General features: G+C 56.9%; 25 protein-coding genes. 11 read left to right on the top strand and 14 right to left on the bottom strand.

The window, feature by feature from the left end:
* The first annotated feature begins 14 nt into the window (after nucleotides 1–14).
* The 3 genes from modB (at nucleotide 15) to GRX64_RS05820 (ending at nucleotide 3,152) form a co-directional block, all read left to right on the top strand.
* Entirely contained in the window at nucleotides 15–698 is a 684-nt protein-coding gene (gene modB, locus GRX64_RS05810) for a molybdate ABC transporter permease subunit (protein WP_166264596.1), read from the top strand.
* Nucleotides 688–1,767 (top strand): molybdenum ABC transporter ATP-binding protein, encoded by a 1,080-nt coding sequence (gene modC / locus GRX64_RS05815; RefSeq protein WP_166264598.1) that lies wholly within the window; start codon nucleotides 688–690, stop codon nucleotides 1,765–1,767. Before modB ends, modC begins: the two co-directional genes overlap by 11 nt.
* A 104-nt stretch (nucleotides 1,768–1,871) precedes the next feature.
* Nucleotides 1,872–3,152 carry an MgtC/SapB family protein gene (locus GRX64_RS05820; RefSeq protein ID WP_166264600.1) on the top strand — a complete coding sequence of 427 codons (1,281 nt, stop codon included), beginning with the start codon at nucleotides 1,872–1,874 and terminating at the stop codon, nucleotides 3,150–3,152.
* 47 nt (nucleotides 3,153–3,199) lie between these two features.
* On the opposite strand, the gene GRX64_RS05825 is transcribed toward GRX64_RS05820, so the two are convergent.
* Nucleotides 3,200–4,081 carry a carboxylate/amino acid/amine transporter gene (locus tag GRX64_RS05825; protein ID WP_166264602.1) on the bottom strand — a complete coding sequence of 294 codons (882 nt, stop codon included), beginning with the start codon at nucleotides 4,079–4,081 and terminating at the stop codon, nucleotides 3,200–3,202.
* Between the two features lie 38 nt (nucleotides 4,082–4,119).
* On the opposite strand from GRX64_RS05825, the gene GRX64_RS05830 reads away from it, so the two are divergent.
* Both GRX64_RS05830 and GRX64_RS05835 read left to right on the top strand, forming a co-directional pair.
* Nucleotides 4,120–4,605, top strand: a complete 486-nt coding sequence (locus GRX64_RS05830; protein ID WP_166264604.1) for an MOSC domain-containing protein — start codon at nucleotides 4,120–4,122, stop codon at nucleotides 4,603–4,605.
* Nucleotides 4,606–4,723: 118 nt separating this feature from the next.
* Nucleotides 4,724–5,407, top strand: a complete 684-nt coding sequence (locus GRX64_RS05835; RefSeq protein ID WP_235937531.1) for a transglycosylase SLT domain-containing protein — start codon at nucleotides 4,724–4,726, stop codon at nucleotides 5,405–5,407.
* A 110-nt stretch (nucleotides 5,408–5,517) separates the two neighbouring features.
* On the opposite strand, the gene GRX64_RS05840 is transcribed toward GRX64_RS05835, so the two are convergent.
* The 7 genes from GRX64_RS05840 to GRX64_RS05870 all read right to left on the bottom strand — a co-directional run bounded on the left by GRX64_RS05840 (nucleotide 5,518) and on the right by GRX64_RS05870 (nucleotide 10,422).
* Nucleotides 5,518–6,645, bottom strand: coding sequence for a patatin-like phospholipase family protein (locus GRX64_RS05840; protein ID WP_166264606.1), 1,128 nt, complete (start codon nucleotides 6,643–6,645; stop codon nucleotides 5,518–5,520).
* Nucleotides 6,646–6,840: 195 nt separating this feature from the next.
* On the bottom strand, nucleotides 6,841–7,245 hold the full coding sequence (locus tag GRX64_RS05845) for a DUF2784 domain-containing protein (RefSeq protein ID WP_166264608.1): 405 nt from the start codon (nucleotides 7,243–7,245) through the stop codon (nucleotides 6,841–6,843).
* A 275-nt stretch (nucleotides 7,246–7,520) separates the two neighbouring features.
* Nucleotides 7,521–8,180 (bottom strand): DUF2238 domain-containing protein, encoded by a 660-nt coding sequence (locus GRX64_RS05850; protein ID WP_235937532.1) that lies wholly within the window; start codon nucleotides 8,178–8,180, stop codon nucleotides 7,521–7,523.
* Nucleotides 8,181–8,188: 8 nt separating this feature from the next.
* The gene (locus GRX64_RS05855; protein ID WP_235937533.1) at nucleotides 8,189–8,674 is read right to left on the bottom strand and encodes a GNAT family N-acetyltransferase; all 486 of its coding nucleotides are present in this window, start codon (nucleotides 8,672–8,674) and stop codon (nucleotides 8,189–8,191) included.
* Between the two features lie 8 nt (nucleotides 8,675–8,682).
* Complete coding sequence (locus tag GRX64_RS05860) at nucleotides 8,683–9,042, bottom strand: VOC family protein (protein ID WP_166264610.1); 360 nt, start codon at nucleotides 9,040–9,042, stop codon at nucleotides 8,683–8,685.
* A gap of 81 nt (nucleotides 9,043–9,123) precedes the next feature.
* Nucleotides 9,124–9,843 carry a substrate-binding periplasmic protein gene (locus GRX64_RS05865; protein ID WP_166264612.1) on the bottom strand — a complete coding sequence of 240 codons (720 nt, stop codon included), beginning with the start codon at nucleotides 9,841–9,843 and terminating at the stop codon, nucleotides 9,124–9,126.
* 177 nt (nucleotides 9,844–10,020) lie between these two features.
* The gene (locus GRX64_RS05870) at nucleotides 10,021–10,422 is read right to left on the bottom strand and encodes an acyl-CoA thioesterase (protein WP_166264614.1); all 402 of its coding nucleotides are present in this window, start codon (nucleotides 10,420–10,422) and stop codon (nucleotides 10,021–10,023) included.
* 232 nt (nucleotides 10,423–10,654) lie between these two features.
* On the opposite strand from GRX64_RS05870, the gene GRX64_RS19475 reads away from it, so the two are divergent.
* Together GRX64_RS19475 and GRX64_RS19480 are read left to right on the top strand one after the other, a co-directional pair.
* The gene (locus tag GRX64_RS19475) at nucleotides 10,655–11,281 is read left to right on the top strand and encodes an MFS transporter (RefSeq protein ID WP_207308738.1); all 627 of its coding nucleotides are present in this window, start codon (nucleotides 10,655–10,657) and stop codon (nucleotides 11,279–11,281) included.
* Nucleotides 11,282–11,311: 30 nt separating this feature from the next.
* Nucleotides 11,312–11,890 carry an MFS transporter gene (locus GRX64_RS19480; RefSeq protein WP_207308739.1) on the top strand — a complete coding sequence of 193 codons (579 nt, stop codon included), beginning with the start codon at nucleotides 11,312–11,314 and terminating at the stop codon, nucleotides 11,888–11,890.
* 48 nt (nucleotides 11,891–11,938) lie between these two features.
* Here GRX64_RS19480 and GRX64_RS05880 read toward each other — a convergent pair whose 3' ends face one another.
* The 3 genes from GRX64_RS05880 to GRX64_RS05890 are packed head-to-tail and all read right to left on the bottom strand — an operon-like array spanning nucleotide 11,939 to nucleotide 13,840.
* Nucleotides 11,939–12,883 (bottom strand): 5-oxoprolinase subunit C family protein, encoded by a 945-nt coding sequence (locus GRX64_RS05880; RefSeq protein WP_166264616.1) that lies wholly within the window; start codon nucleotides 12,881–12,883, stop codon nucleotides 11,939–11,941.
* Nucleotides 12,876–13,595, bottom strand: coding sequence for a 5-oxoprolinase subunit PxpB (gene pxpB, locus GRX64_RS05885; protein ID WP_166264618.1), 720 nt, complete (start codon nucleotides 13,593–13,595; stop codon nucleotides 12,876–12,878). Before pxpB ends, GRX64_RS05880 begins: the two co-directional genes overlap by 8 nt.
* 50 nt (nucleotides 13,596–13,645) lie before the next feature.
* Nucleotides 13,646–13,840, bottom strand: a complete 195-nt coding sequence (locus GRX64_RS05890) for a hypothetical protein (RefSeq protein ID WP_166264620.1) — start codon at nucleotides 13,838–13,840, stop codon at nucleotides 13,646–13,648.
* Nucleotides 13,841–14,076: 236 nt separating this feature from the next.
* Between GRX64_RS05890 and GRX64_RS05895 the strand changes: the two genes are divergently transcribed.
* Nucleotides 14,077–14,493 carry a globin gene (locus tag GRX64_RS05895; RefSeq protein WP_166264622.1) on the top strand — a complete coding sequence of 139 codons (417 nt, stop codon included), beginning with the start codon at nucleotides 14,077–14,079 and terminating at the stop codon, nucleotides 14,491–14,493.
* A 26-nt stretch (nucleotides 14,494–14,519) separates the two neighbouring features.
* On the opposite strand, the gene GRX64_RS05900 is transcribed toward GRX64_RS05895, so the two are convergent.
* A complete protein-coding gene (locus GRX64_RS05900; RefSeq protein ID WP_166264624.1) occupies nucleotides 14,520–15,170 on the bottom strand; it encodes a hypothetical protein in 651 nt (216 codons plus the stop codon).
* The gene (locus GRX64_RS05905) at nucleotides 15,158–15,670 is read right to left on the bottom strand and encodes a hypothetical protein (protein ID WP_166264626.1); all 513 of its coding nucleotides are present in this window, start codon (nucleotides 15,668–15,670) and stop codon (nucleotides 15,158–15,160) included. The genes GRX64_RS05900 and GRX64_RS05905 overlap by 13 nt, the downstream gene beginning before the upstream one ends.
* Before the next feature lie 295 nt (nucleotides 15,671–15,965).
* Between GRX64_RS05905 and GRX64_RS05910 the strand changes: the two genes are divergently transcribed.
* Nucleotides 15,966–17,732, top strand: a complete 1,767-nt coding sequence (locus tag GRX64_RS05910) for an ATP-binding response regulator (RefSeq protein ID WP_166264628.1) — start codon at nucleotides 15,966–15,968, stop codon at nucleotides 17,730–17,732.
* 14 nt (nucleotides 17,733–17,746) lie between these two features.
* Here the strand turns inward: GRX64_RS05910 and GRX64_RS05915 are convergent, their stop codons facing one another.
* A complete protein-coding gene (locus GRX64_RS05915) occupies nucleotides 17,747–18,370 on the bottom strand; it encodes a response regulator (RefSeq protein WP_235937534.1) in 624 nt (207 codons plus the stop codon).
* Between the two features lie 298 nt (nucleotides 18,371–18,668).
* Between GRX64_RS05915 and GRX64_RS05920 the strand changes: the two genes are divergently transcribed.
* Nucleotides 18,669–19,421, top strand: a complete 753-nt coding sequence (locus tag GRX64_RS05920; RefSeq protein WP_166264630.1) for a DsbA family protein — start codon at nucleotides 18,669–18,671, stop codon at nucleotides 19,419–19,421.
* A gap of 95 nt (nucleotides 19,422–19,516) precedes the next feature.
* Nucleotides 19,517–21,799, top strand: coding sequence for a hemopexin repeat-containing protein (locus tag GRX64_RS05925; protein WP_166264632.1), 2,283 nt, complete (start codon nucleotides 19,517–19,519; stop codon nucleotides 21,797–21,799).
* The last annotated feature ends 2 nt before the right edge of the window (nucleotides 21,800–21,801 follow it).

Genomic DNA, 21,801 nt, shown 5'->3' on the forward strand with positions numbered 1-21,801 from the left:
CGGAACCGTGATTGATGAATGCCGAATGGCAAGCCGTCTGGCTCACCTTCAAACTGGCCAGCACCACCACACTTATTTTACTGATCATCGGCACGCCCATCGCGTGGTGGCTGGCCCGTAGCCGGCACTGGTTAACAAAGCCCGTTGCCGCCCTGGTGGCACTGCCACTGGTCCTGCCGCCCACCGTACTGGGGTTCTACCTGCTCCTCCTGCTTGGCCCCCAGGGCCCGGTTGGCCGCCTGACCGAGAGCCTGGGCCTGGGCACGCTGCCCTTCACCTTTGAAGGACTCGTGCTAGCCTCGGTGTTGTACTCCCTGCCCTTTACCGTCCAGCCACTGCAAAATGCCTTTGAGAACGTCAGTGGCCGAATGCTGGAAGTCGCCGCAACCTTAAGGGCAACGCCCTGGGACCGGTTTTTCACCGTTGCCATTCCACTCGCCCGGTCGGGTTTCCTGACCGCCGCCGTCTTGTCGTTTGCTCACACTATTGGTGAGTTTGGCGTGGTATTGATGATTGGCGGCAATATTCCTGGCGAGACCCGGGTACTGTCAGTGGCAATCTACGACCAGGTCGAAACCCTGCAATACGACAACGCCCATTGGCTGGCCGCAGGCATGCTGGTGTTCGCGTTTTCGGTCCTTATGTGCCTGTACCTGATCAACGGTCGTATGACGCGCGGGGAGCAGCATGACCTCTGACAACCGTATTCACATCCAGCTTTGCAAACACCTGGGGGCCTTCGCCCTCGACGTGGATCTCACGCTCCCTGACCGTGGGGTGTCGGTCCTGTTCGGGCCGTCCGGTTGTGGCAAAACCACCCTGCTGCGATGCATTGCCGGTCTTACCCGGGCCGATGGGGTGCTGACCATGAACGGGGAGGTCTGGCAGGATGACCGAAAGTTTCTGCCCGTGCACCAGCGCCCCCTGGCCTACGTGTTTCAGGAGACCAGCCTGTTCCCGCATTTATCCGTGCAACAAAACCTGACCTACGGCTACCGGCGGGTACCGGCTAATGAGCGCCACGTCAGCCTTGATCAGGCCACTGAATGGCTCGGGTTGCAGACCTTGCTGGCGCGGATGCCGGACCGGTTGTCCGGCGGTGAACGCCAGCGTGTCGCCGTGGCGCGAGCCTTGCTGACCAGTCCCCGCCTGCTGTTGATGGACGAACCTCTGTCGGCACTGGATGAGGCGAGTAAACGCGACATTCTGCCTTACCTCGATCAACTTCATGCCCGGCTCGCCATTCCGGTGCTCTATGTCACCCACTCCCGGGACGAACTTGCACGCGTAGCCGACCACGTGGTGCTGATGGATCAGGGCCGGATACTGGCAACGGGAGGGCTTGCGGACACCCTGACCCGGCTGGACCTGCCCGGCAGCCAGGATGAGGACACTGGCGTGGTGGTGGAAGCCACGATTGCCGAGCGGGATCGCGAATGGCATTTGGCCCGGGCCGATTTTTCGGGCGGGCAGCTCTGGGTAAAGGACACCGGACAGGCGCTCGGCAGTTCAATTCGGCTGCGTATCCTGGCCCGCGATGTGAGCGTGGCGTTGTCAGTCCATGACGACCACAGCATCCTGAATACCCTGCCAGCCACCGTGGGCGAGCGGGTGCCCACCGGTCACCCAGCCATGACATTGGTCAAGTTGATGGTCGGCCAGACGCCGGTCCTGTCGCGCCTGACCGCGTTGTCCGCCAGCAATCTGGCGCTTGAGCCTGGCAAACGGGTCTGGCTGCAGATTAAATCGGTCGCCCTGCTGGACTAGTGTCACTGCCCACATTTTTTTTCGCCGCGACTGCCAACGACGTTGATCTTACGGGCAAGACGGACGAAGCTGAAAGAAGGCAGCGTGCACAGGACAACGGATTCATGGACGAATTAACGCAGCAGTTTATCAACAACAATCACACCGCCATTAACCTCGCCATAGCCCTTTTGTTGGGCGCCTTGATTGGCCTTGAGCGGGGCTGGGTTGCCCGCGACCAGAAAGCCGGTGAACGAATCGCGGGCGTCCGCACCTACGGTCTGATTGGCCTGCTCGGTGGTGTTTCAGCGCTGCTGTCGCAAGCCGTCACCCTCTGGGCCTTTCCAGCCATGTTTATCGGTATCGTGGCCATCAGCCTGGTGGCCTTCCAAGCGCGTATAAAGCACTTTCCGGATTACAGTATCACCAGCCTGGTCGGCCTGCTCCTGACCTTCTGTTATGGCGCCATCGCCGTGGCGGTAGACCCCACCCTGGCGGCAGCAGCGGCCGTCATCACCGCCATCATTCTGGACAACAAGAGGGAGATTCACGGCCTCGTCAACAAACTTCACGCTCATGAACTGGACGCAGGGCTGAAACTGCTGCTCATAACCGTCGTTATGCTGCCAATTTTGCCCAACCGGGGCGTAGGGCCCGGAGCCATGGTCAACCCCTACGAAATCTGGTGGATGGTGGTGTTGATCGCTTCGGTGTCTTTCATTGGTTATTTTGCCGTCCGCGTGGGTGGCACCGAAAAAGGCATCCTGTTCACCAGCCTCTTTGCCGGACTGAGCTCGTCTACCGCGCTCACCCTGCACTATGCCCGACAATCCCGGCAGTCAGTGGCTCTCAGCCCGTTGCTCGCGAGCGGCGTGCTTCTGGCCTGCGGCACAATGTTTCCACGCATCCTGCTGTATTGTGCGGTCATCAGTCCTTCCATGCTGCCCAAAATGGTCTGGCCTGCGGTGGTGATGACGCTGTTGCTCTATGTGCCGGCGCTGCTGATTTGGCGAGCCCACAAGAACGGGTCCGGCTCAGAGGCCCCGCACCTGACCCAAAACCCGCTCGACCTCAAAGTCGCGTTGATGTTCGGTGCCCTGCTGACCATCATCATGGTGCTTGGCGACTGGCTCAGGGAATGGCTGGGCACCGCCGGGATCTATCTGTTGGCGGCGTCCTCCGGCATTGCCGATGTCGATGCCATTACACTGTCGCTGACCCGGATGTCGACAAAAACAATTGACCTGCATACCGCGGTGTTTGCCGTTGTCCTGGCCGCCTCGGTCAACAATGCGGTGAAGGCCACCATGGCGGCGGTTCTGGGTCACCGTCAGCTCGCCACCCGAGTCGCCGGCCCCATGGCGCTGTCGCTCATGGCCGGGCTTTGGGTGGCGTGGGGCGTATAAGGCGGCAGGCGTCCGGTTGGGTTCATTCGCTAATCCACTGCGGGACACTAGCGTTGTGACACCTGCACCCAACCCAATCGATAGTAGGAAAAACGGTGATTCACCCACAGTGACAGCACAATCACGGCGCCACCCAGAGCCAGGCGCACCAGATCCGCATCCCGGTTCCAGATCAGCAGATTCACCAGCAAGCCGGCCGGCACCAGCGCATTGTTCATCACCGCCAGGGTACCGGCATCCACCAGGCAGGCACCGCGATTCCACAGAAACAGGCCCAGACCCGACGCCGCCAGCCCCAGCCAAGTCAGTACGCCCCATTGCATGGCTGTCGACGGTATCCGGTCGGCATCACCAAATATCAAAAAGGACGGCAGTGCAATCATCAGCGCACCGACGTAGAAGTAACCAAAGAAGCGATACAGTGGCACGTCTGTGTCAAAACGCTTGATCAGGTGTTTATACCCCACCTGACCGGCAGCAAACGTCAGATTGGCGATTTGCAGCAGCAGGAACCCAGTCAGGAAATCAGCGCTTAAACCATCGTAACGAATAATCCCGGCGCCCAACGTGGCCAGTGCGGCCGCCACCAGGGCAATCGGTGAAAACCGTCGATTCAGCAGATCGTCGATCACGGTCACGTAAAGCGGCGTAAAGATGGTAAATAACAGCACCTCCGGCACGGTCAGGTAGCTGAACGACCGATACAGGCAAAGGTAGGTAATGCCGAACTGCAGGGCACCAACGACGGTGACTCCCACTTTCAATTCGTTTCGCACACCCCGCCAACGGGTGAATGGCAGAAAGGCCAGCCCCGCCAGCACCACCCGGCTCAGAACCGCAAAATCACTGTCTACCTGTCCGGCCAGAAACTCACCAATGAGGCTGAATGAAAAGGCCCACAACACCGTCACGCAAATCAAAAGCGCCATGATCGACTCCCTACACAATTTGCGGCAGAGTATACGCTATGACAACACCTACCCTGCACGACCTCATCCAACAATTACCTCAAACCGGCCGACTGGACTGGATTGGCCTGCGTCCCGGGCGCGGCGAACCCATGACCAGTGTTTCCAAAGCCGCCGTCGTTGTGGGGCATGGCCTGGAGGGAGACCGCTTTAAAGGCCGACCCCAAAGCAAACGCCAGGTCACGCTGATTCAGGCTGAGCATTTGCCGGCCATCGGCTCTCTGCTGCATCGGGCCGCCCCCGAGCCCGGGCTGATCCGGCGCAACCTGGTTGTGAGCGGGCTTAACCTGCTGGCGCTGAAAAACCGTACTTTCCGAATCGGTGATGTGGTGCTGGAAATGACCGGGCTCTGCCACCCCTGCTCGAAGATGGAGACGCTTTTTGGCCCCGGCGGTTACAACGCTTTGCGCGGTCATGGCGGCATCAATGCCCGGGTACTTGAGGGTGGACTATTGTGGGTGAATGACACGGTGGTGGCGCTCTGATAACCGCGACAACCGAGGCAATCGATAAGGGAAGCGAAAACTTAAGATTTGTTCAGGGTCCCGATTGAAGGCGACGACAACGCTATACTGAGCCCGACGGCCTGATCACTTGATCGTTATGGAGGATCGTATTCGCGCCCGACGTTCTACCCTATTTGCCCGCATCAAACGTTCCACCACCCCGGTCCTGTTTCTCGCCCTGATGACCTGGCTGGTGGGTGGTTTTGTGATTATGGCGCCAACGCCACCCCGAGATCAGGACAACATCTGTGAAATATTTCGCGAGCAGCCGAACTGGTATGACCATGCGGTCAACTCACAACAGCTCTGGGGCACCCCCGTAGCCACCCAAATGGCCTTTGTCCATTACGAGTCGTCCTTTCGAAGCCATATCCGGCCTCCCCGCACGCGCTTGTTTGGCTTCATTCCCTGGCGCCGGCCCTCAACCGCGTATGGTTACGCCCAGGCGCAAGACCCGGCCTGGAGCGATTATATGGACGATGCCGGCAGCGCCTTTGCCACCCGGGACCAAATGAAACATGCTTTGGATTTCATCGGCTGGTACAACCGGAAAACCCACGATCAACTGGGAATCTCCTTCCAGAATCCACGGCACCTCTACTACGCATATCACGAAGGCCGAACCGGGTATCGACGAAAAACCTTTGAACACAAGCCTGGCCTCAAAAAAGTCGCCGACCGGGTCGCTTCTCGATCCCTCAGTTACCATTCACAACTGGCAAGTTGCGAACAGGAATTCATGTGCCGAAAGATCTATCAGGTCTGGCCTTTCTGTGGTTAGCCGACCCAGGTGTGCAAAAACCGCCGCATGGGCCGAACGTTCATAGTATCCAGCGTCATTATTGATCCCAGATACCCGGCACCCAACCTCAGCCTGCCAATAGGTCACCCCTATTCCTTATCAAAAAACCGCGCTATCTGACGGGCATTATCGTGGGCATCCTCGTAGCCCAACTTAATCAATGCTCGACAGAAACGGTAGTCAAACAGTAAGTAGCTGCCCAGGCTGGCACCGGCGATATAACTTCGATCCGTGGCGCCGGCCAGTTTTCGGACAAGGGTCGGCATACCGTCCATGTAGTCGGCGGCGATCTCGTCAATGCGTTGACTAGGGGAAATTTCCAGCAAACGCACCGGCTTGAAATCCAGGTTGTTGGCCTCCAGTTTTTCCGGCGGCACGAGTTCAATCAATTGGTTGATCAATCGTAAACGGTCAATATCGTAATCCAATGTATCCAGGAACATGCCATTAAACACGTGGGCGATGACTTGACCCATGGTGGGCATGGCGGGCCTCATAGGGCGTGTCGGAGAGCTCATCCGGTTGGCACTGACGCCGATAACCAGCACCCGCTCCGCGCCCAAGCGCAGCGCTGGGCTGACGTGTGCCATTTGCCGGGTGACCCCGTCACCAAAGAACTCCCGGTTGATCTGTACCGGCGGGAACACCGTTGGAATGGCGGAAGAGGCCAGTATGTGCTCAACCCCCAAGGTGATCCTTGACCCCGCACGCTGGCCAACGGTCCAGCTATGCAAGCGCTCATGCCCCTCAAAAAAACAGATATTCTGACCGGTCGAATACCCACAGGCGTTGACACCCACAGCGGATATCCGGCCCTCCGAAATAGACGCCCGAATGGCATGAAAATCCAGTTCCCTGGCGAGCAGTTTTTTTAGTGGCTTGTTGTTCAGTAACGCCATCGATTTGCCGGTATCGCTCCCCAACGCCATACGGCTAACTATGCTGGTCATATTGCGAACGATATCGGCCGCGCCACCTTTGTAGACCTGAGTGATGGTCAACTCCGACCATAGGCGTTCAAGATTGGCGACATTGTGTCGGAAGATGGCATTGCCACTGGCGAGTGCCGCCGCATTGATGGCGCCCGCCGACGTGCCCACGATGACCCGGAATGGATGCGACCAGTCCGGATACATGTCGGAAATCGCCTTGAGCACCCCCACCTGATAAGCGGCCCGTGCACCACCGCCCGTCAGAATCACTCCGGTTTCCGTCATTTGACCTCACCTGGGATGGCTCAACGCTTGCTGAACGGTCGTTGTGAAACACCCTGGAGACCACGCAACCCCATGAGTCATGGCAAACATCAGAATGACCAGCCACCTTCCAGTTCGGCTCACCTCTTGGCTAAACCCCGGACGATGGAACGCCGTCCACGGCAAGAATCGAGGTTTTTTAAGCATAGCTCAGGCCTATCGCTTTGCCGATGTGGGCGGAAAATACCGCCAGCTCGCCACGACCAGCAAAGCAAAAACGGTATAGGCCACCCCAAACACCCAGGCCGGCGCGTCGTAATACAGCAGCTCTTGCAACCAGTGCGCGACAAAGCTTCCGCCATAGACCGGTGCATCCGCTTGGGTTCGAAGCCACATTTCCAGAGTGGTCAGGGGGCAGACGACACCCAACCAGGCCTCGGCCACAACAACAAATATGACGGCAAGATGCAGCAGGCGAAACCACACATTGTTGACCCACCCCCAATGGCGAGCATTGCCTATCACCACCAGCACCAAGCCCAGCACAACAAACCCCACAAGGCTCACATGGACAACCAGCACTGCGTCCGCAAGCCACTGATACAGTGTCGAGGGTTTCACATTCGGCCTCCTGTCTGCGTTGCTATCCCGGCAAACATGGCTATGCCCCGCGGGATCGCCAACCTTTGCCGTCGAACGGGTTTGTGTCGCCGACACTTCAGCTTCGGAAACCCGCCATAGCCCAGAGGGTCTGTCAGGCAGCTCTAGCCTGCGTTAAAGCGGAAGCGGGGTGACATTTGCAAGCTGCCGTCTTCGCTGACCATTTGCAACGTCTGTGCTTTCGCGCCCAGCTGCGATGAACCTCAAAATGCCCCAATAGCCTATGTGCAAAGACCCTACCCCGACACTAACCGACTCAGTTGCCGGTCGTGGACGCGCGACAGAACCGCCAGCGAAACCAAAGCGCCTGCCAGCGCCCACGCCATGTCCGACTGGGTATCCCATATATACCCCTGAGTCCCTAAAAAAGCATCTGCGCCCTGACCGCTGGCGATTGCGACCCACCATTCAATCAGCTCATAAAATGCGCTGAAAGCAAGACAGATTGAAACGACAAACAGGTAAAGCCAGGCTTTTCCGTTCACGACCCGCTTGCGGATCAGGATCTCCCGGGCCAGCAAGGCAGGGACAAAACCCTGGAAAAAGTGGCCTAGTTTATCGTAGTTGTTTCGACCGGAGTCCGTCAGCTCTGCCAAGGTGTCAAACAGCGGCACCTCGGCGTAGGTGTAATGGCCACCCACCATCAGAACGATGCAATGGGCCAGAATAAATCCGTAAAGCATTGGGGTTAACGGAAAGGACCTGTACGTGGTGACAACCAGAATGCCCGCAATCATCGCCGGCGAAGCCTCCAGGAACCACGTAAAGGGGTCTTTTGGCGCAATTCCAGACCAGACCAACACACTCAGAAACACCACCAGCCATGCGTATTTGATAGCGTAACCTCCGGGTAATGGGCCGGACGACCGATTCATCCCACCTGAGACGTTCGTCACTGCATCCTTCACACGCTCTTAATCATTACGTGATTCGACAATACACAACCGTTGATCGTAAAACTCCGTACTCCGGCAGACTGAAAACCAAAGTGTTCAAAAAAAGGCAGCGCGGTATGGCTGACATGGGAGTGACAATGCTCAAGCCCCCTTTCACGAGCGGTCTTTAGCAGAGTTTCCATCAATGCCCGACCAATGCCCTGTCCCTGGTAGTTTGCATGGCAATAGAACACGTCGATGTAGCCATCTGACTGGAGATTGGCAAACCCGACAATCTCGCCGTCCCTGACTGCCACAAACGGGTCGCAGGCGCGGATGCGCTCACACCAATCGGCCGGATCATAGCTTTCCGGCGCCCAGGCGCTGACCTGAGCCTGGGTGTAGTGCTTGCGGTTCACTCGCCTGACCGTATCGAAGAACAGCTGCCGCAGCGCTGATTCCTCGCCTGGTTGGTATTTGCGAATGCTGAGCACGCCAGTCTCGCGGTTGCCCATCAACGTTGCTAGACGCCCAACTCAGACCAAACGGCGTATTCGTTACCGTTTGGGTCCGTGAAATGAAAACGACGGCCACCGGGAAATGCGAATATCGGCTTGGTCATTGCTCCCCCTGCCTGTTCCACCCGCGCCAGCGTGTCTTCCAGATCGGCACTGTATAGCACCACCAGGGCGCTGCCCTTGGCGGTGTTAAATTCAAGATCCGAGTGAAAGAAACCACCGTCCATGCCCGCATTGGAAAACGCCGTGTATTCCGGCCCGTAATCGGTGAAGCGCCAGCCGAAAACACTGGAAAAGAACCGCTTGGTAGCCGCTAAATCGTGGGTGGGAAATTCCAGATAATCGATTTTTCCTGATTCTCTCATGTCACTGTCCTTTGTAACGATGAAAAACGTAACGACGAAAAAACACCAAGCCGATTGATGACTACCACCAAGTCTCGCGTCTTACTCCATCGGCCCTTCATATTGCAGTTTCAATTGCTGGTATTCAGGCGTTTCCCGGTACTCGCGAAGACTCCGGTCAAACCCCTCCACCAGCGATTTTGGCACATTGGCAGAGAACGCCAGATAGACGTACCCGCCACTGATGGCTTGCCTCGACGCGACCAGTTCCTCTGCGACACCCAATGCCCGCGCCTCAAACCAGCCGACGCCGCGGTCAACCACGAAAGCGTCCGCGCGACCTAACAAAACCATCTTCAGGCCTGCGTCAATGCTGGACACTTCCAAGCGTTCAAACTGCGTCGACGTCCACACTTCTTTGGTATAACGATAACCTGCGGAAACCGCCACTGTCAGGCCTTTCAGGCTCTCAATACCCTGAAAATTGACAGGCGTTTGCCGTCGGGAGAAGACGACGGTTTCAATCAACAGCAGTGGCTCCTGCGGAAACTGGAGCTGCCGGACCCGTTCCGGACTGCGGGCCACGCCCACAACCCCAGTCATTTGTTCGCGAGCCACCAGGTTCAAGGCACGCTTCCAGGGCACAAACGTCAGCGTGGCATCGTGGCCCATACGCTTAAGCACCTGCTCGCTGAGCGCCCATAACCGACCCGCCGGTTTACCGTCGATTTCCTGTACCAGTGGCGGCCAGGCCTCCGTCACCAACGGCAAGGTTTGCGCCGGCAGTCTCTGACTGGCAACGGCCATTATCATGACGATCATGACCCCCGCGGTATTGCCAACACATTTACAGTTCAGTAACACCTGCCACATAGGAATACCGCTCTTAAGTTCCTGGCATTGCAGCACACCATGCAGTAGCACTGCCGCTGTGGGTCAGGGGCAGAACAGAACGGCCTCGTCACCACAACCGACAAGCCTGGCACTGCGCCGCACACGTCATTGATTTTCATGCTGAAAATGCGCGCTTAACTGCTCTCGAATGCTGTCCGGAATCGGTCTGGAACGTTCGGCTTTATAATCGAAATAGACCAGCACCGACACCGCCCGGGCAACCAGTTTGCCGGCCTGCCATGCCTCCTGAACCAACTGGCACGACGCCGTGCCAAGGTGCCCGATCCAGGTCTGTATCTCAACCGGCTTTGACCAATACGTCTGGGCTTTAAAATCCACTTCCAACCGGGCCAGAATCAACGGCCAGTCGTCCATCGTCAGCGCCGGATGGAAAATGGCAAACACCGGCGTCCGGGCTTGCTCAAACCAGACGGGGAATGCGGTATTACTGATATGCCCGAGGGCATCGGTATCGTTAAAGCGCGGTTCTACGGTTAACTGGAACATGGCTGGGTCTCTGTTCGGGCCGAAATGATAAACGAGTGTCACGCGCCTCAGTCAAAATCACAAACTTTTATCGGCGCCAGCCGGGGGCTCGTCGCTGGCCACCGCGCGGATTTGTCAGATCCGAGAATCACTGATCCAGTGATGCTTTCATAGCGGGCCAGAATTGAAAAACCGCCCTTTCGCCCCAACCGTTGAGACCTCGCCCGACGGCTGGCCAAAGGACACAGCATCCATGCCAGAATCATCGACTGCCAGCGCTGAGCCATCCGCCAAGACGGCGACCAACCTGCGCCCCAATGACCTGCTCACCTTTGTGATGGCCGTCGCCTGCGGCGTCGCCGTGGCCAATATCTATTACGCACAACCACTGCTGCATACGTTGGCCCGGCAGTTTGACGTTCGCCAGGGCACCGCCGGCATCATTATCACCACGACTCAGTTGGGGTATGCCGCCGGACTGATCTTGCTGGTTCCGCTTGGCGACTTACTGGAACGCCGGAGCCTGATCGTCGGCATTACCTCAATGACCGCTGTGGCACTGATAGGCATGGCCCTTGCCCCCACGATTGAGACCTTTATTATCACCGCGCTGGCGACTGGTGTCACCGCCGTGGTGGCACAGATTCTGGTTCCATTCGCCGCCCATCTCGCCAATGACGCCGAACGTGGGCGGGTGGTCGGCCGAGTCATGACCGGTCTTCTGCTCGGTATTTTGCTGGCGCGTACCGTGTCCGGCGCGGTTGCCGACGTCTTTGGCTGGCGCGCCATGTATTGGATTGCCGCTGGCCTGATGCTCGTCCAGGCCCTGATGCTGTCGCGTTTGCTACCCAGGGAGCCGGGGCAGAATTCCCTCAAATAGGGTCGCTTGCTGACGTCGGTAATGGCCCTGATGCGCGATGAGCCACTGCTGCGTCGGCGGATTTTTTACGGTGCCATGGGGTTTGCCGCCTTCAGTGCGTTCTGGACAACGCTGCCTTTCCTGCTGGCACAACCGCCTTATTCCTACTCGGATTCAATGATCGGATTGTTCGGATTATTGGGCGTCGCGGGGGCGCTGTGTGCCAATTTCGCCGGTAATCTGCACGACCGGGGGCTGTCCCGCAAGGGCACTGGGCTTTTTCTTGGCCTGATTGCGCTGTCGTTTCTGGTGATGGGCCTGTTTGCCGATCAACTCACCGCCCTCGTCGTCGGCGTCATCCTTCTCGACCTCGGGGTTCAGGGCAATCAGATTCTCAACCAGAGTGCGATCTACCAGATCCGGCCAGAGGCGCGCAGCCGCATCACCACCGCGCACATGACTTGTTACTTTCTCGGCGGCGCGGTCGGCTCCGCCGGGGCCGCCCTTCTTTTCGAACGGACAGGTTGGGTCGGCGCCTGCGGTCTTGGTGGCGCCCTCGGACTCGCCGGGTTGTTATTCTGGCTCACCGAGTGGCGCAGCGATGCCGCCGTTCAGGAAACTCCTTCGTAAGCTTTTATTTCGGGTGACAAAACGCCGCCCGGATTAGGCAGGCCGGTGTCAGGCTTTTTTGCCGGCATGCCAGAGCGGTGTTTTGAAAAACCGATCAAACTGTTTCCGTTCAGACTGCACACGGGCAACGCTGGCAAACTCGAAGGCAACCTTGCTGCCGGGCACGCATTGACTCAGCCGGGCGGCATCCAGGGACGCGACGCATCCGATTTTCGGATACCCACCAATGGTCTGACGGTCTTTCAACAATACGATGGGTTGGCCATCCTGCGGGACCTGAATCGCCCCATAGGCAATGCCCTCCGAGATAAGGTGGCGCCGAGCGGCGGAGATCGGCGGTCCACGCAACTTGTACCCCATGCGGTCGACCTGATCGCTCACTTCGTACTCAGTCTGGGCAAACAGTTGTCGGTCGGCTTTGGAGAACTCTCGGTATTGATAACCTGGCACAACCTTCAGTGTCAGAGCCTGTGAATAATCGGGCACATAGTGCGGGTTGACCTGACGCAAGACCGATTCTCGATCGTACGCATAAGGCAGCACATCCTGTTTTTTGAGTGCGCCACCGTCCAGGCCACCGAGCTGTTCGCGCATCACCACCGAGCGGCTACCAAAGCAGACCGGCGTCTGCCATCCGCCAACCACACCCAAGTAGGCCCGCAGCCCCGATCTGGGCCGCTCAAAGGCAATCGCATCGCCAGCTTCGACGCGGTGAGTACACCAGGTCTCGCATTCAACACCGTTGATCCGGAAACTCAGGTCGGCGCCAGTCACCGAAATCACCCCAGCGGCGCTGAATTCGGCTTCAAACTGACCCATGAGCACCTCGATACAGGCACTGCTCAGGTCATTGTCGAGCAGCTTGTTGGCCCAATAAAAGGCGTGAACATCCATCGCCCCACCTTCGGATAAGCCCTCGCGGTAATAACCTCGCCGGCCTTCGTCCTGAATGGTGGACTGCCAGCCGGGCCGACGGATCACCAGCTCACTCATGGCTGCCCCCGAGCCGGTCAAATTCCTGGCGATCAATGGCCCGGAAGCGGACCCGGTCGCCAACCCGCAAAAGAGAGGCACACCGATCCCCGCGGGAACGATCAAACATGCGTTGGGGGCTTCGCCCGATGATGTTCCAGCCGCCGGGCGACTGCATTGGGTAGACCGCGGTTTGGGTGTCCGCAATACCCACACTGCCCCGAGCGACGGCAGCCCTTGGCGAACTCAGCCTGGGCATGGCGATGGCATCGTCGACTTTACCCAGAAACGCAAATCCCGGGTTAAACCCGATCGTGAACACCAGGTATTCCTTGGCGCAATGAATGTCTGCAATGGCCTGCACCGACAATCCCTTGGCATCGGCCAAAGTCTCCAGGTCATAGCCGACTTCGGGGTCATACCAGACCGGAATGTCCACCCGTGAACCTGACAGGCGTCGTTCAGTCTCAACGTTCACTTGCCTCGTCAGCTTTTGCAAGGCGTCCGCCATCCACTGGGTGTCCACTTTATTGTAATCGTAGACACAGAGCATGGTGGTGTAGGACGGAATCAGGTCAATCACAACGTCACTCAACTCTGCTTCAATCCTGCGCTGAACCGCCATTATTACCGGGACCAGAGCCTCGGAAATCACATCCCCGAATTCAAGCAGCATGGCATTTTCGGACACAGCATCAACCCTCATACCCAGAGCCTCCGATGCGCCTGGCATGAATGGGCGATCCAAATCGGACTTCGATGCCCGCAAGCCTGGTTGTGCGGCTAATAGCTGATCTTGTGACGATCAAAAATTTCTTTGACCTCCCGCTGTTCTTCCTGAGGGATAATGACCTTGATCACATCCTCATCCTCGTCAATGTAGATATTGTCGCGGGGAATGCCGGTTGCAATCAGATCGTCCCACACGTTCTTTGCCTGATCCTTTGACGTAAAATGCCCGTTCAGCGCCTTGCTCATTGGAATACCCTCCTGTTATCCCACACGCCTACAACTCCGTGCTCCTAACCAAAGATTAGAGGACTGACCAACAACTGTAAATCCGGCTTGAGCAACAGGGTTGAATGGCCCATGAGCGCGTTCAAAGACCTTCTCACCGGGCCTTTACGTTGGTTTTCCCCATGCCACCCTGCTACTTTTGGTCAGGGAACCTCGGATTAACGGAGTTGCAATGACAGGTTGGAGCAGAGCGGACCATGTCCTTTGACGATATATTCGACGCAAGCTACGACCGTGTCCTCAACGCTGAGCCCGATCATGTCGACTTTTTCGAGGCGTTCTATCAGCGTTTTCTAGGTTCATCCCCACAGGTTAGCGTGTTGTTCCGCCATACGGACATGGCCCGGCAGCGCAGTATGTTGAAAAAATCTTTCTATAGCCTGATTGCCTTCTACGCCAGTGGTGCCGTTGATAACGTACTGAGGAAAATTGCGTATCTGCACAGCGAAAGGGAACTCAACATTCAGCCATACCTCTACGACCTGTGGCTGGAAAGCCTGATCAGCACGGTGCGGGACTATGACCCGGCATTTGATGATGAGGTGGAACTGGCCTGGCGGCTGGTTCTTAGTCCGGGAATCACCTACATGAAATTCGGATATAACCATTTCTGATGCTAACCAGACCCGACCGGGCGCCGTTAGTGCCAGTACCCGAGCAACGTGACCAACAGCGGCAATGGTGCGATGGCAACAGCGATGGTGGCAAGGTAGGCGGGAAAGGGGTAAAGACCACTCATGCCGGCGGCCAGGGCGATACCGCCACCACCGCCTAACAGTGTATTCCCGGGCAGGTTGATGACCACCGCCAGTGCGACAAATCGGTGTCGCAGTAAGAATGGAACGATGCGGGCCGGAGCCCTTGACATCAGCAGTTTGAGCCGAGCATCTGTGGACAGGGGCTGCAAACGAAAAACCAGATTGCGGGCCCGGTTGAGTCCCAGAAAACCAAAACAACCCGCGATTGCCCGGGCCGGCAATAAGCGACCCACGAGATAGGCAAGGGTAAGCGCTGCCACCATGCTGATGTAGACCAGACCGGCCACTGAAGCCCCTAATGTCACCAACAGGGCAAAGCCAATTTCAGCACCGGGGATAAAGGGCACCGCAGCCGCGACAATGTAGACCAGGGTGGTGAACATGATCATGCTGTGTATTTCGGGCTCGTTACCAGGGCGGACATCCAGGTTCAGCACATCCGGCAAAAACCGTCCAACAGCGGCGCCCGTGATGAGCAGTCCAAAATAGATCAATACCACCACCAGTAAACGCCGACGCTTCATGGTGAACAATCGACACCATCCTGGGGCTCAAGTGCGGACGACACCGCCTGTGCCGTTGCGGCCTGAGGCTCACCGGCATCAACGCTCCGAATCGCCTGCCCACGAAACCAGAAATTGCGATGAACCGTCCGGTACCATCGAACCCGCGTCCAGTGGATGTCTACGGCCAGTGCCTCACCGTCAAAGAACCCCTGGTAGGTAAAAGTGCCTCGCTCGTCACTTTGCAATGTGCCGAAAAAGTGAATTCCCTCCCGTGTCTCGCGAACCCAGTAGGGCGCGGGCGGAAACCCGCAGGGAATACAATTTTCGGACCAGAACATGCCGTCGGAAAAATACAGCGTATCCCCCCGGTCCGCAGGCTTGCCCTCGTCGCCGAATTGGCCGCTGAACACCCTGCCATCCAATGGCTGCACCCCCGCCGCATTCGTTGCTGTCATGGCAAACATTAAAACAGCACAGACAGTCACCAAAACGCGGAAAATGCCCAGCCGACAATGTCTGCTGCTCATATCATCTGCTCATGGTGAATAAGCCCTCGGGTCTCATGTTAAACCCGGCGGTGAGGCCTGACAATCGGTGATCGGGCGGTCAGACGACCATCCCGGTCAGCCGCGTCCCCGCCGTCGCAGACTCAGACTGTTGTGCCGCAACGTCCCTTGTTTGAAATCGGCCTTGACCACAACAAACACCAAAATTGAGGAATGTGTGCCTTAATTCGACCATTTCACCCACTTAATGACGCATTAGCGGCTATAGTTGAGTCATTCTCCACCTTGCGCATTACCGGCGGTCAGGGCAACAGGCATGAACGAAACCGAAATCGAACAGCGGATTACTTTTGAGGCCTTGGTACCCCATTTCGAGAAAATGCGCGAATGGGCTTTTTTCACCACCTTGGTGCCGATCACCGTCGTGGTGGTCATGTGGTCCCAGGTTGATCAATGGATGCTGCTGGGTTGGCTGCTGCTGGTGCTTGCCGGCATTGGTGCCCGCTTCGTACTCACCACGGCCTACCACCGGCAAGCAGTGCATTATCAGAACGCTCGCAAATGGCACGTCCGATTACTGATGATGTCCGTCTATCTGGGCGGCCTGTGGGCAATCGCGGTGTTTGCCTTTTATGTTCCAGACTCTCCGCCCCATCAAATATTCATTATTACCCTGTCGGTCACCTTAGGGGTTGGTTCGATCACCTCGGGAACCTACTGGCTGCCGCTCTACTTCGTCTATGGCGTCCCCATTCTGACGGCACTGCTGATCCGCTTCGCACTGATGGGCACCCTGCCATTCGCCGCCCTCGTCCTGATGATGATGTTTGCGTTGCTGGCCTCCTTTTCCTTTGCAAAAAAGCTCAACATGCTTGTGCGTTCCGAAATGCGTTTACGACTCGAGTCCGCCGACATGACGCACAAACTTGAGGTTAAATCCGAAGAGCTACAAGACGCCGTTTATGCCAAGTCCCGCATTCTCGCCACCGCGAGCCATGACCTGCGGCAGCCACTGCATGCACTATCATTGTTCATTGATGCCCTAAAACAGTCCGACTCACCGGCCGAGAGCGCCCGTATCTTCCGGCGCATTGACCTGTCGATGGAGTCCATGCGCAAGCTGTTTGATGCACTGTTCGACATGTCCCGACTGGACGCCAATGTTGTGCAGCCGGAACTCAGTCATTTTGATATTGCCCAGTGCCTTGCCGAGCTGCGAGATGAATTCGCGGCAAAAGCCGAAAAAAAACAGCTTCGCCTGATCGTTCATGCCCGATCTGACGCCGTATGGTCGGACCAGGCATTGCTGGAGCGGATACTCCGGAATCTGATCGAGAATGCTTTGCGATATACCCGGTCCGGGGGTGTGTTGTTAACCGCAAGGCGACGCAAGGCAACCATTCTGATTCAGGTCTGGGACACAGGTATCGGCATACCCCAGGAAAGCCAAAACAAAGCTTTTGCCGAATTTCAGCAATTGGAACGTCCATCGGATGAACAAGATCAAGGCCTTGGGTTTGGTTTGGCGATCGTCCGGCGCCTGTGCAATTTACTGGATTATCCGCTCGAGCTGCATTCAAAAGTAGGCAAAGGATCCATTTTCAGCGTAGAGGTGCCGGTCGGGGAAATCGCATCGTCTCAGGTTCAGCACGACGGCAGTAACAAGCCGAGCTGGCACGCCTCGGGACAATGTATTGTAGTGATTGATGATGACATGAACGTGCTTAATGCCATGGAAACACTGCTGGCCAGTTGGCAGTTCGACGTGATTGCTGCCCCTTCTCTCACGGAAATACAGGATCAGCTGCGCACATCCGACCGGCGGCCGGACCTGATCTTGTCGGACCTTAGCTTGAATGGAGCGGACAATGGCATTGAGGCCATCAACAGCTTGCGAAACCAGTATGGTGACCCCGGAATCCCCGGCATCCTGATTACCGGTTCAACCGGAACTGAGCAACTCAAGTTGGCCGAGGAGAGCGGTTTGAAACTGGTTCAGAAACCGGTTCGCCCAGCCAGTTTACGAAGCATCATTCAGCATCACCTTTCTGCAACGACCCCACTCTCTGACGTGACGGTCTAGGTTCAGACGCTGGCTTAAAGCAATCCCCGGCTACTGGCGACATGCACGCATTCGGTCCTGCTTGAGGTTTTCGTTGCCTTGAGTAGAGCCGCAACATGAGCTTTAACGGTATGTTCGGTGAGGTAAAATGTCGCGGCAATCTGCTTGTTTGAGTAGCCTTGCGCCAACAGCCGGAGGACCTCCCTCTGACGCCGGGTGATGCTGCCACAGTCCAGTGTTCGGCGGGCGTCATAACCGGCCAGCCTTTTCTCGATATCCGGGGGTATGTAGACTTCACCGGCCAATACCGCCTCAAAAGCGGTGCGCATCTGCTCGCCATTGTGGGTCTTGGGAATGAAACCCGAGGCACCTGACGTCAACGTTTCATGGATTTTGGTTATATCCTCTTCAGCCGAGACGACAACGACCGGCGTGTAAATACCCTGCGCCCGCATCCGTCGTAAGACGGACAGGCCACTCATTCCCGGCATGCAGAGATCGATTAACACCAAATCAAAGGTCTTTCCCGATTCAAGAATTCGGATGGCATCCTCCGCCCGGAAGGCTTCCTCAACTTCCTTGGTCACCAACAGTTTTTTCAGCAAGTAGCGCATTCCGTCTACAAACAGCTGATGGTCATCCACGATGAGAATCTTCACTCCGAATCCTTTTTCTGAGTTTGAATACGCGGCACCCGTCGCCGGGACTGAAAATAGCTCTTATGGCTAGTACCGCTAATCGGCTCGCTGGCTAATACTTACATTTACAAATTAACAGCAATAGTCGGGCCAACCGTAAGGGCCTTTCACCAACTGCCTTACCCAAGCGGCGAGACGTCCGAAGCATTCCGGTCTGCCGGTTACTTCGATCGTTACATACGGCCAGGCGGCCGTTTCAGAGCAGTCTTTTCAAAATGCGCCTGGGATTGGCCAGAAACACAATAATTCCGGAGACCCCATGACGCTTCGCCCTGCCATTACCCTTGCACTTTCGGTATCGCTCACAGTGGTTATTTCGATTGCCGCGACCTATGGCCTTATAAAAGCCCATATCAATGAAGAAGTCGAGACGCAGGTAGCCCGCTACGTCGAAGAAAACCCTCGAATTTTCTTCAACGCGACCGTCGCCGTCGCCCGAGCGGATGCCGAGGCCCATAGCCAGTTGCAGCAAAAACAGCAATCCGAAGCACTTCAGTTAGCCGCCAATGGGAGCAACCTGTTGATCAAAGGCAACCCCGACGGCGATGTCAGCATTGTGATGTTTTCCGATTATCAATGTGGGTACTGCAAGCGCAGTCACGCAGTCCTCACCGAACTGCTCGAACAGGATTCGGGCATCAAGCTTATTGTGAAAGAATTCCCAGTACTCGGAGAGCTTTCCTTGACGGCGGCCCGCCTGGCCATTGCGATCCACACCATTGCACCCGAAAAATACCCCGCGTTTTCGGACCATGCACTTGAAGCCAACCTCAGCAGCGTTGAAAGCCTTCTCGACATCGCCTCATCACTGGACATCAGCAATGGCGACCTGCGCATTGCCTTGACTGACCCCGCTATTGATCAACACATCACCGACAATGCTGCCCTGGCTGAACAACTGGGCGTGAACGGCACACCGGCATTTATCGTTGGCAACACGCTCTATCCGGGGGCCCTGGAATTGCCACAACTCGCTGCGCTGGTTGAAGCGCAGCGAGGAACCGTTCAATAACAATCGTTCAATAAAATAGAGACCTCCTATTCAGCCCCTTGGCCTCGTGTGAAAGGCAGTGGATAAGAGCTCAGATCGGGTTAAGGAGAATGGATATGAGCCTGTTCCAGCGACTGTTCAAGCAAATCATGATCATCCTGGTGTTAACCATCGGGACCTTTGGCGTTGCCAACGCCGCCCTGGATTATTGCTGGAAAGACAGCTATGGGCGTGGGGTCGGAACCATTCCGAACAATTGCCCGGCCGGCATGAAAAAAGAAGGCGCACTCTGTTATCGGCCCTGCGAAGACGGCTACGAGTCCAGCACCCTTGGAGCCTGCCTGCAAAAATGCAAGCCTGGCTACCGGAATGACGGCCTATTCTGTCGCAAAGCGGAATATCACGTCGAAGAATTCCCCTGGCAATTCAGTGACCCGCTGGACGATTCCGGCATGTGGGACCGCTGCAAAGCAAGATATGGTGCCAACGGCTGCGAAAAACGCGGGGCCGTAGTGGTGCAAAAATGCCAAGCTGGCGAAACCCATATCCTCGGTTTTTGCCGCCCCCCCACACCCGATTGCAAGGCCGAAGGTTACGCCGGTCAATTTGATCTGTCGTGCACCAAGAACACCTATTTTAAAAAGATCTATGAGGCCCAGTGTGCCAGTGATCAAGAGATAGACGCGGGCCTGTGCTACAAGACATGCGCCGCTGGCTCTTACGGTGTCGGGCCAGTCTGCTGGAATCGATGCCCGACCATCCGGGGCTCGAAATGGGTGGAATGCGGTGCCGGATGCTCGGCAAGCGCGGCTGCCTGTGCGTCAAACACCACCGACATGGTGTTGTCGGTGCTTGATGCTGCCGTCAGCATTGCAAGTCTTGGCACTGCAAGCGGCGGCATCAGCGCCATCAAGAATGGCGTCAAAGAAGGCGCCACCGAAGGGATCAAGGCGGTTGCGAAGCAGTATGGCAAAAGCTTCAGCAATTCATTTACCAAGGGCTGGGGTGATCTTGGCTCTCTGAGTGGGCGGGTCCAAAAAGGCATCGATGCCGCTCAATTGGGCAACAACATACAAGCACAAACCCGAACCACAATCGCCTTTGTCGGCGGTGTTCAGGAGATTGTCGGGAAAGACATATCCCAAGCTGAAATGGATTTTCAGATTGCCCAACTGGCGCTGGGCACCGCCTCCTTACTGGATCCCTCTGGCGTCCTCGGTATTGCAGCGGCCTACACCAAGCCGGTGTGCAGTCTCGTGTCAGCCGGCAGCGAGGAGACACACCCGACCGGCCCGGCCGAGCTCATGATGAGCGATCCCAACTCACTGTATTCGGTTATCGCCCGTCGGCTGGACCTTCTCAACAGTGAACTCACAGTGATCAATGCAATGCGGGCCGAGGCCAAGGCAGCGACGGACAATTTCCACGCGGGCATGCAGACCTCCTATGCGTCAAAACGCGAACCCCTTGAAAAAAGCTTTCTCGCTCTAGAGCGCAAAGCAACCTTCTATGCCAGCCGAATGACGGATGCGCAAAAACAGTTTGTATCCGCCGAATTAGACGTGCTCAAGACTCAACTGGACCGAATCAATGGGTATCTGGGCATGTGGGGTAACGGCGTGCGGCAATACCCGGAGCCAAAGAAAACTCAATACGGTCATCTGATGAAGACTCTCAATAATTTCAACAATGAAGCCGCCGCGTTGGCTAAAGAGCGCACAGAGAAAATGGCCATGCTAAGAACGGTGATCGCCGATGCCGAAAGGCTGGCCGGCAGCGGTGCACCATCCACCGCTGCCAGGTCGGTAACCGCAGCCATCACCGCTGGCAACAACCTTGCCACCTACCTGTTTTACAGCGACGGCAGCTACGCCCGCAGCAGCAGCAATGTTGCCGTAGGCTTCGACGCGGGTTATCCGACCAACATGCCCGGCGGCTGGAAAGGCATTCCCTCCGGCTGGCAGTCGGGCATTAACGCCGGCCTTCCTTATCGGGGCACGGCCAAAGGCTACATGTGGTCTAGTGGAGACTACCTGCGCCTGAACGGTTTCACGGTCGATGCTGGGTACCCTATTGGGATGCCAGGCGGCTGGCGGAACATGCCGGCTGGCTGGAGCGGCCAGGTTGATGCTGCACTGTACTTCCCCCCGTGGGATAAACACTACTTCTTTAAAGGTAACGAATACGTCCGCCTCACCGGTGTGACGGTCGATGCGGGTTACCCGGCGAAGCTACCCGGCGGATGGCAAGGCATGCCGACGGAATTCAGCGCAGGTATTGACGCCGCCACCTTCCGCAACGGCCATGTCTACATGATCAAGGGTGACTATTACATCCGGTTTACCGGCACCAAAGTGGACGCCGGCTACCCGAAACCCATGTCGCGCTGGCCGGAATAGTC

Origin of the sequence: Marinobacter caseinilyticus, from assembly GCF_011074955.1 — a bacterium.
Lineage (GTDB): Bacteria > Pseudomonadota > Gammaproteobacteria > Pseudomonadales > Oleiphilaceae > Marinobacter > Marinobacter caseinilyticus.

Bases quoted from the DNA above. Each gene is read 5' to 3' on its own strand.
- GRX64_RS05905 (WP_166264626.1), bottom strand. From the start codon at position 15,670: ATGAGCAGCAGACATTGTCGGCTGGGCATTTTCCGCGTTTTGGTGACT.
- GRX64_RS05820 (WP_166264600.1), top strand. From the start codon at position 1,872: ATGGACGAATTAACGCAGCAGTTTATCAACAACAATCACACCGCCATT.
- GRX64_RS05870 (WP_166264614.1), bottom strand. From the start codon at position 10,422: ATGTTCCAGTTAACCGTAGAACCGCGCTTTAACGATACCGATGCCCTC.
- modC (WP_166264598.1), top strand. From the start codon at position 688: ATGACCTCTGACAACCGTATTCACATCCAGCTTTGCAAACACCTGGGG.
- GRX64_RS05895 (WP_166264622.1), top strand. From the start codon at position 14,077: ATGTCCTTTGACGATATATTCGACGCAAGCTACGACCGTGTCCTCAAC.
- GRX64_RS05890 (WP_166264620.1), bottom strand. From the start codon at position 13,840: ATGAGCAAGGCGCTGAACGGGCATTTTACGTCAAAGGATCAGGCAAAG.
- GRX64_RS05865 (WP_166264612.1), bottom strand. From the start codon at position 9,843: ATGATCGTCATGATAATGGCCGTTGCCAGTCAGAGACTGCCGGCGCAA.
- GRX64_RS05825 (WP_166264602.1), bottom strand. From the start codon at position 4,081: ATGGCGCTTTTGATTTGCGTGACGGTGTTGTGGGCCTTTTCATTCAGC.
- GRX64_RS05835 (WP_235937531.1), top strand. From the start codon at position 4,724: ATGGAGGATCGTATTCGCGCCCGACGTTCTACCCTATTTGCCCGCATC.
- GRX64_RS05925 (WP_166264632.1), top strand. From the start codon at position 19,517: ATGAGCCTGTTCCAGCGACTGTTCAAGCAAATCATGATCATCCTGGTG.
- GRX64_RS19475 (WP_207308738.1), top strand. From the start codon at position 10,655: ATGCCAGAATCATCGACTGCCAGCGCTGAGCCATCCGCCAAGACGGCG.
- GRX64_RS05880 (WP_166264616.1), bottom strand. From the start codon at position 12,883: ATGAGTGAGCTGGTGATCCGTCGGCCCGGCTGGCAGTCCACCATTCAG.
- GRX64_RS05920 (WP_166264630.1), top strand. From the start codon at position 18,669: ATGACGCTTCGCCCTGCCATTACCCTTGCACTTTCGGTATCGCTCACA.
- GRX64_RS19480 (WP_207308739.1), top strand. From the start codon at position 11,312: ATGCGCGATGAGCCACTGCTGCGTCGGCGGATTTTTTACGGTGCCATG.
- GRX64_RS05830 (WP_166264604.1), top strand. From the start codon at position 4,120: ATGACAACACCTACCCTGCACGACCTCATCCAACAATTACCTCAAACC.
- GRX64_RS05855 (WP_235937533.1), bottom strand. From the start codon at position 8,674: ATGGGCAACCGCGAGACTGGCGTGCTCAGCATTCGCAAATACCAACCA.
- GRX64_RS05840 (WP_166264606.1), bottom strand. From the start codon at position 6,645: ATGACGGAAACCGGAGTGATTCTGACGGGCGGTGGTGCACGGGCCGCT.
- pxpB (WP_166264618.1), bottom strand. From the start codon at position 13,595: ATGCCAGGCGCATCGGAGGCTCTGGGTATGAGGGTTGATGCTGTGTCC.
- GRX64_RS05860 (WP_166264610.1), bottom strand. From the start codon at position 9,042: ATGAGAGAATCAGGAAAAATCGATTATCTGGAATTTCCCACCCACGAT.
- GRX64_RS05910 (WP_166264628.1), top strand. From the start codon at position 15,966: ATGAACGAAACCGAAATCGAACAGCGGATTACTTTTGAGGCCTTGGTA.
- modB (WP_166264596.1), top strand. From the start codon at position 15: ATGAATGCCGAATGGCAAGCCGTCTGGCTCACCTTCAAACTGGCCAGC.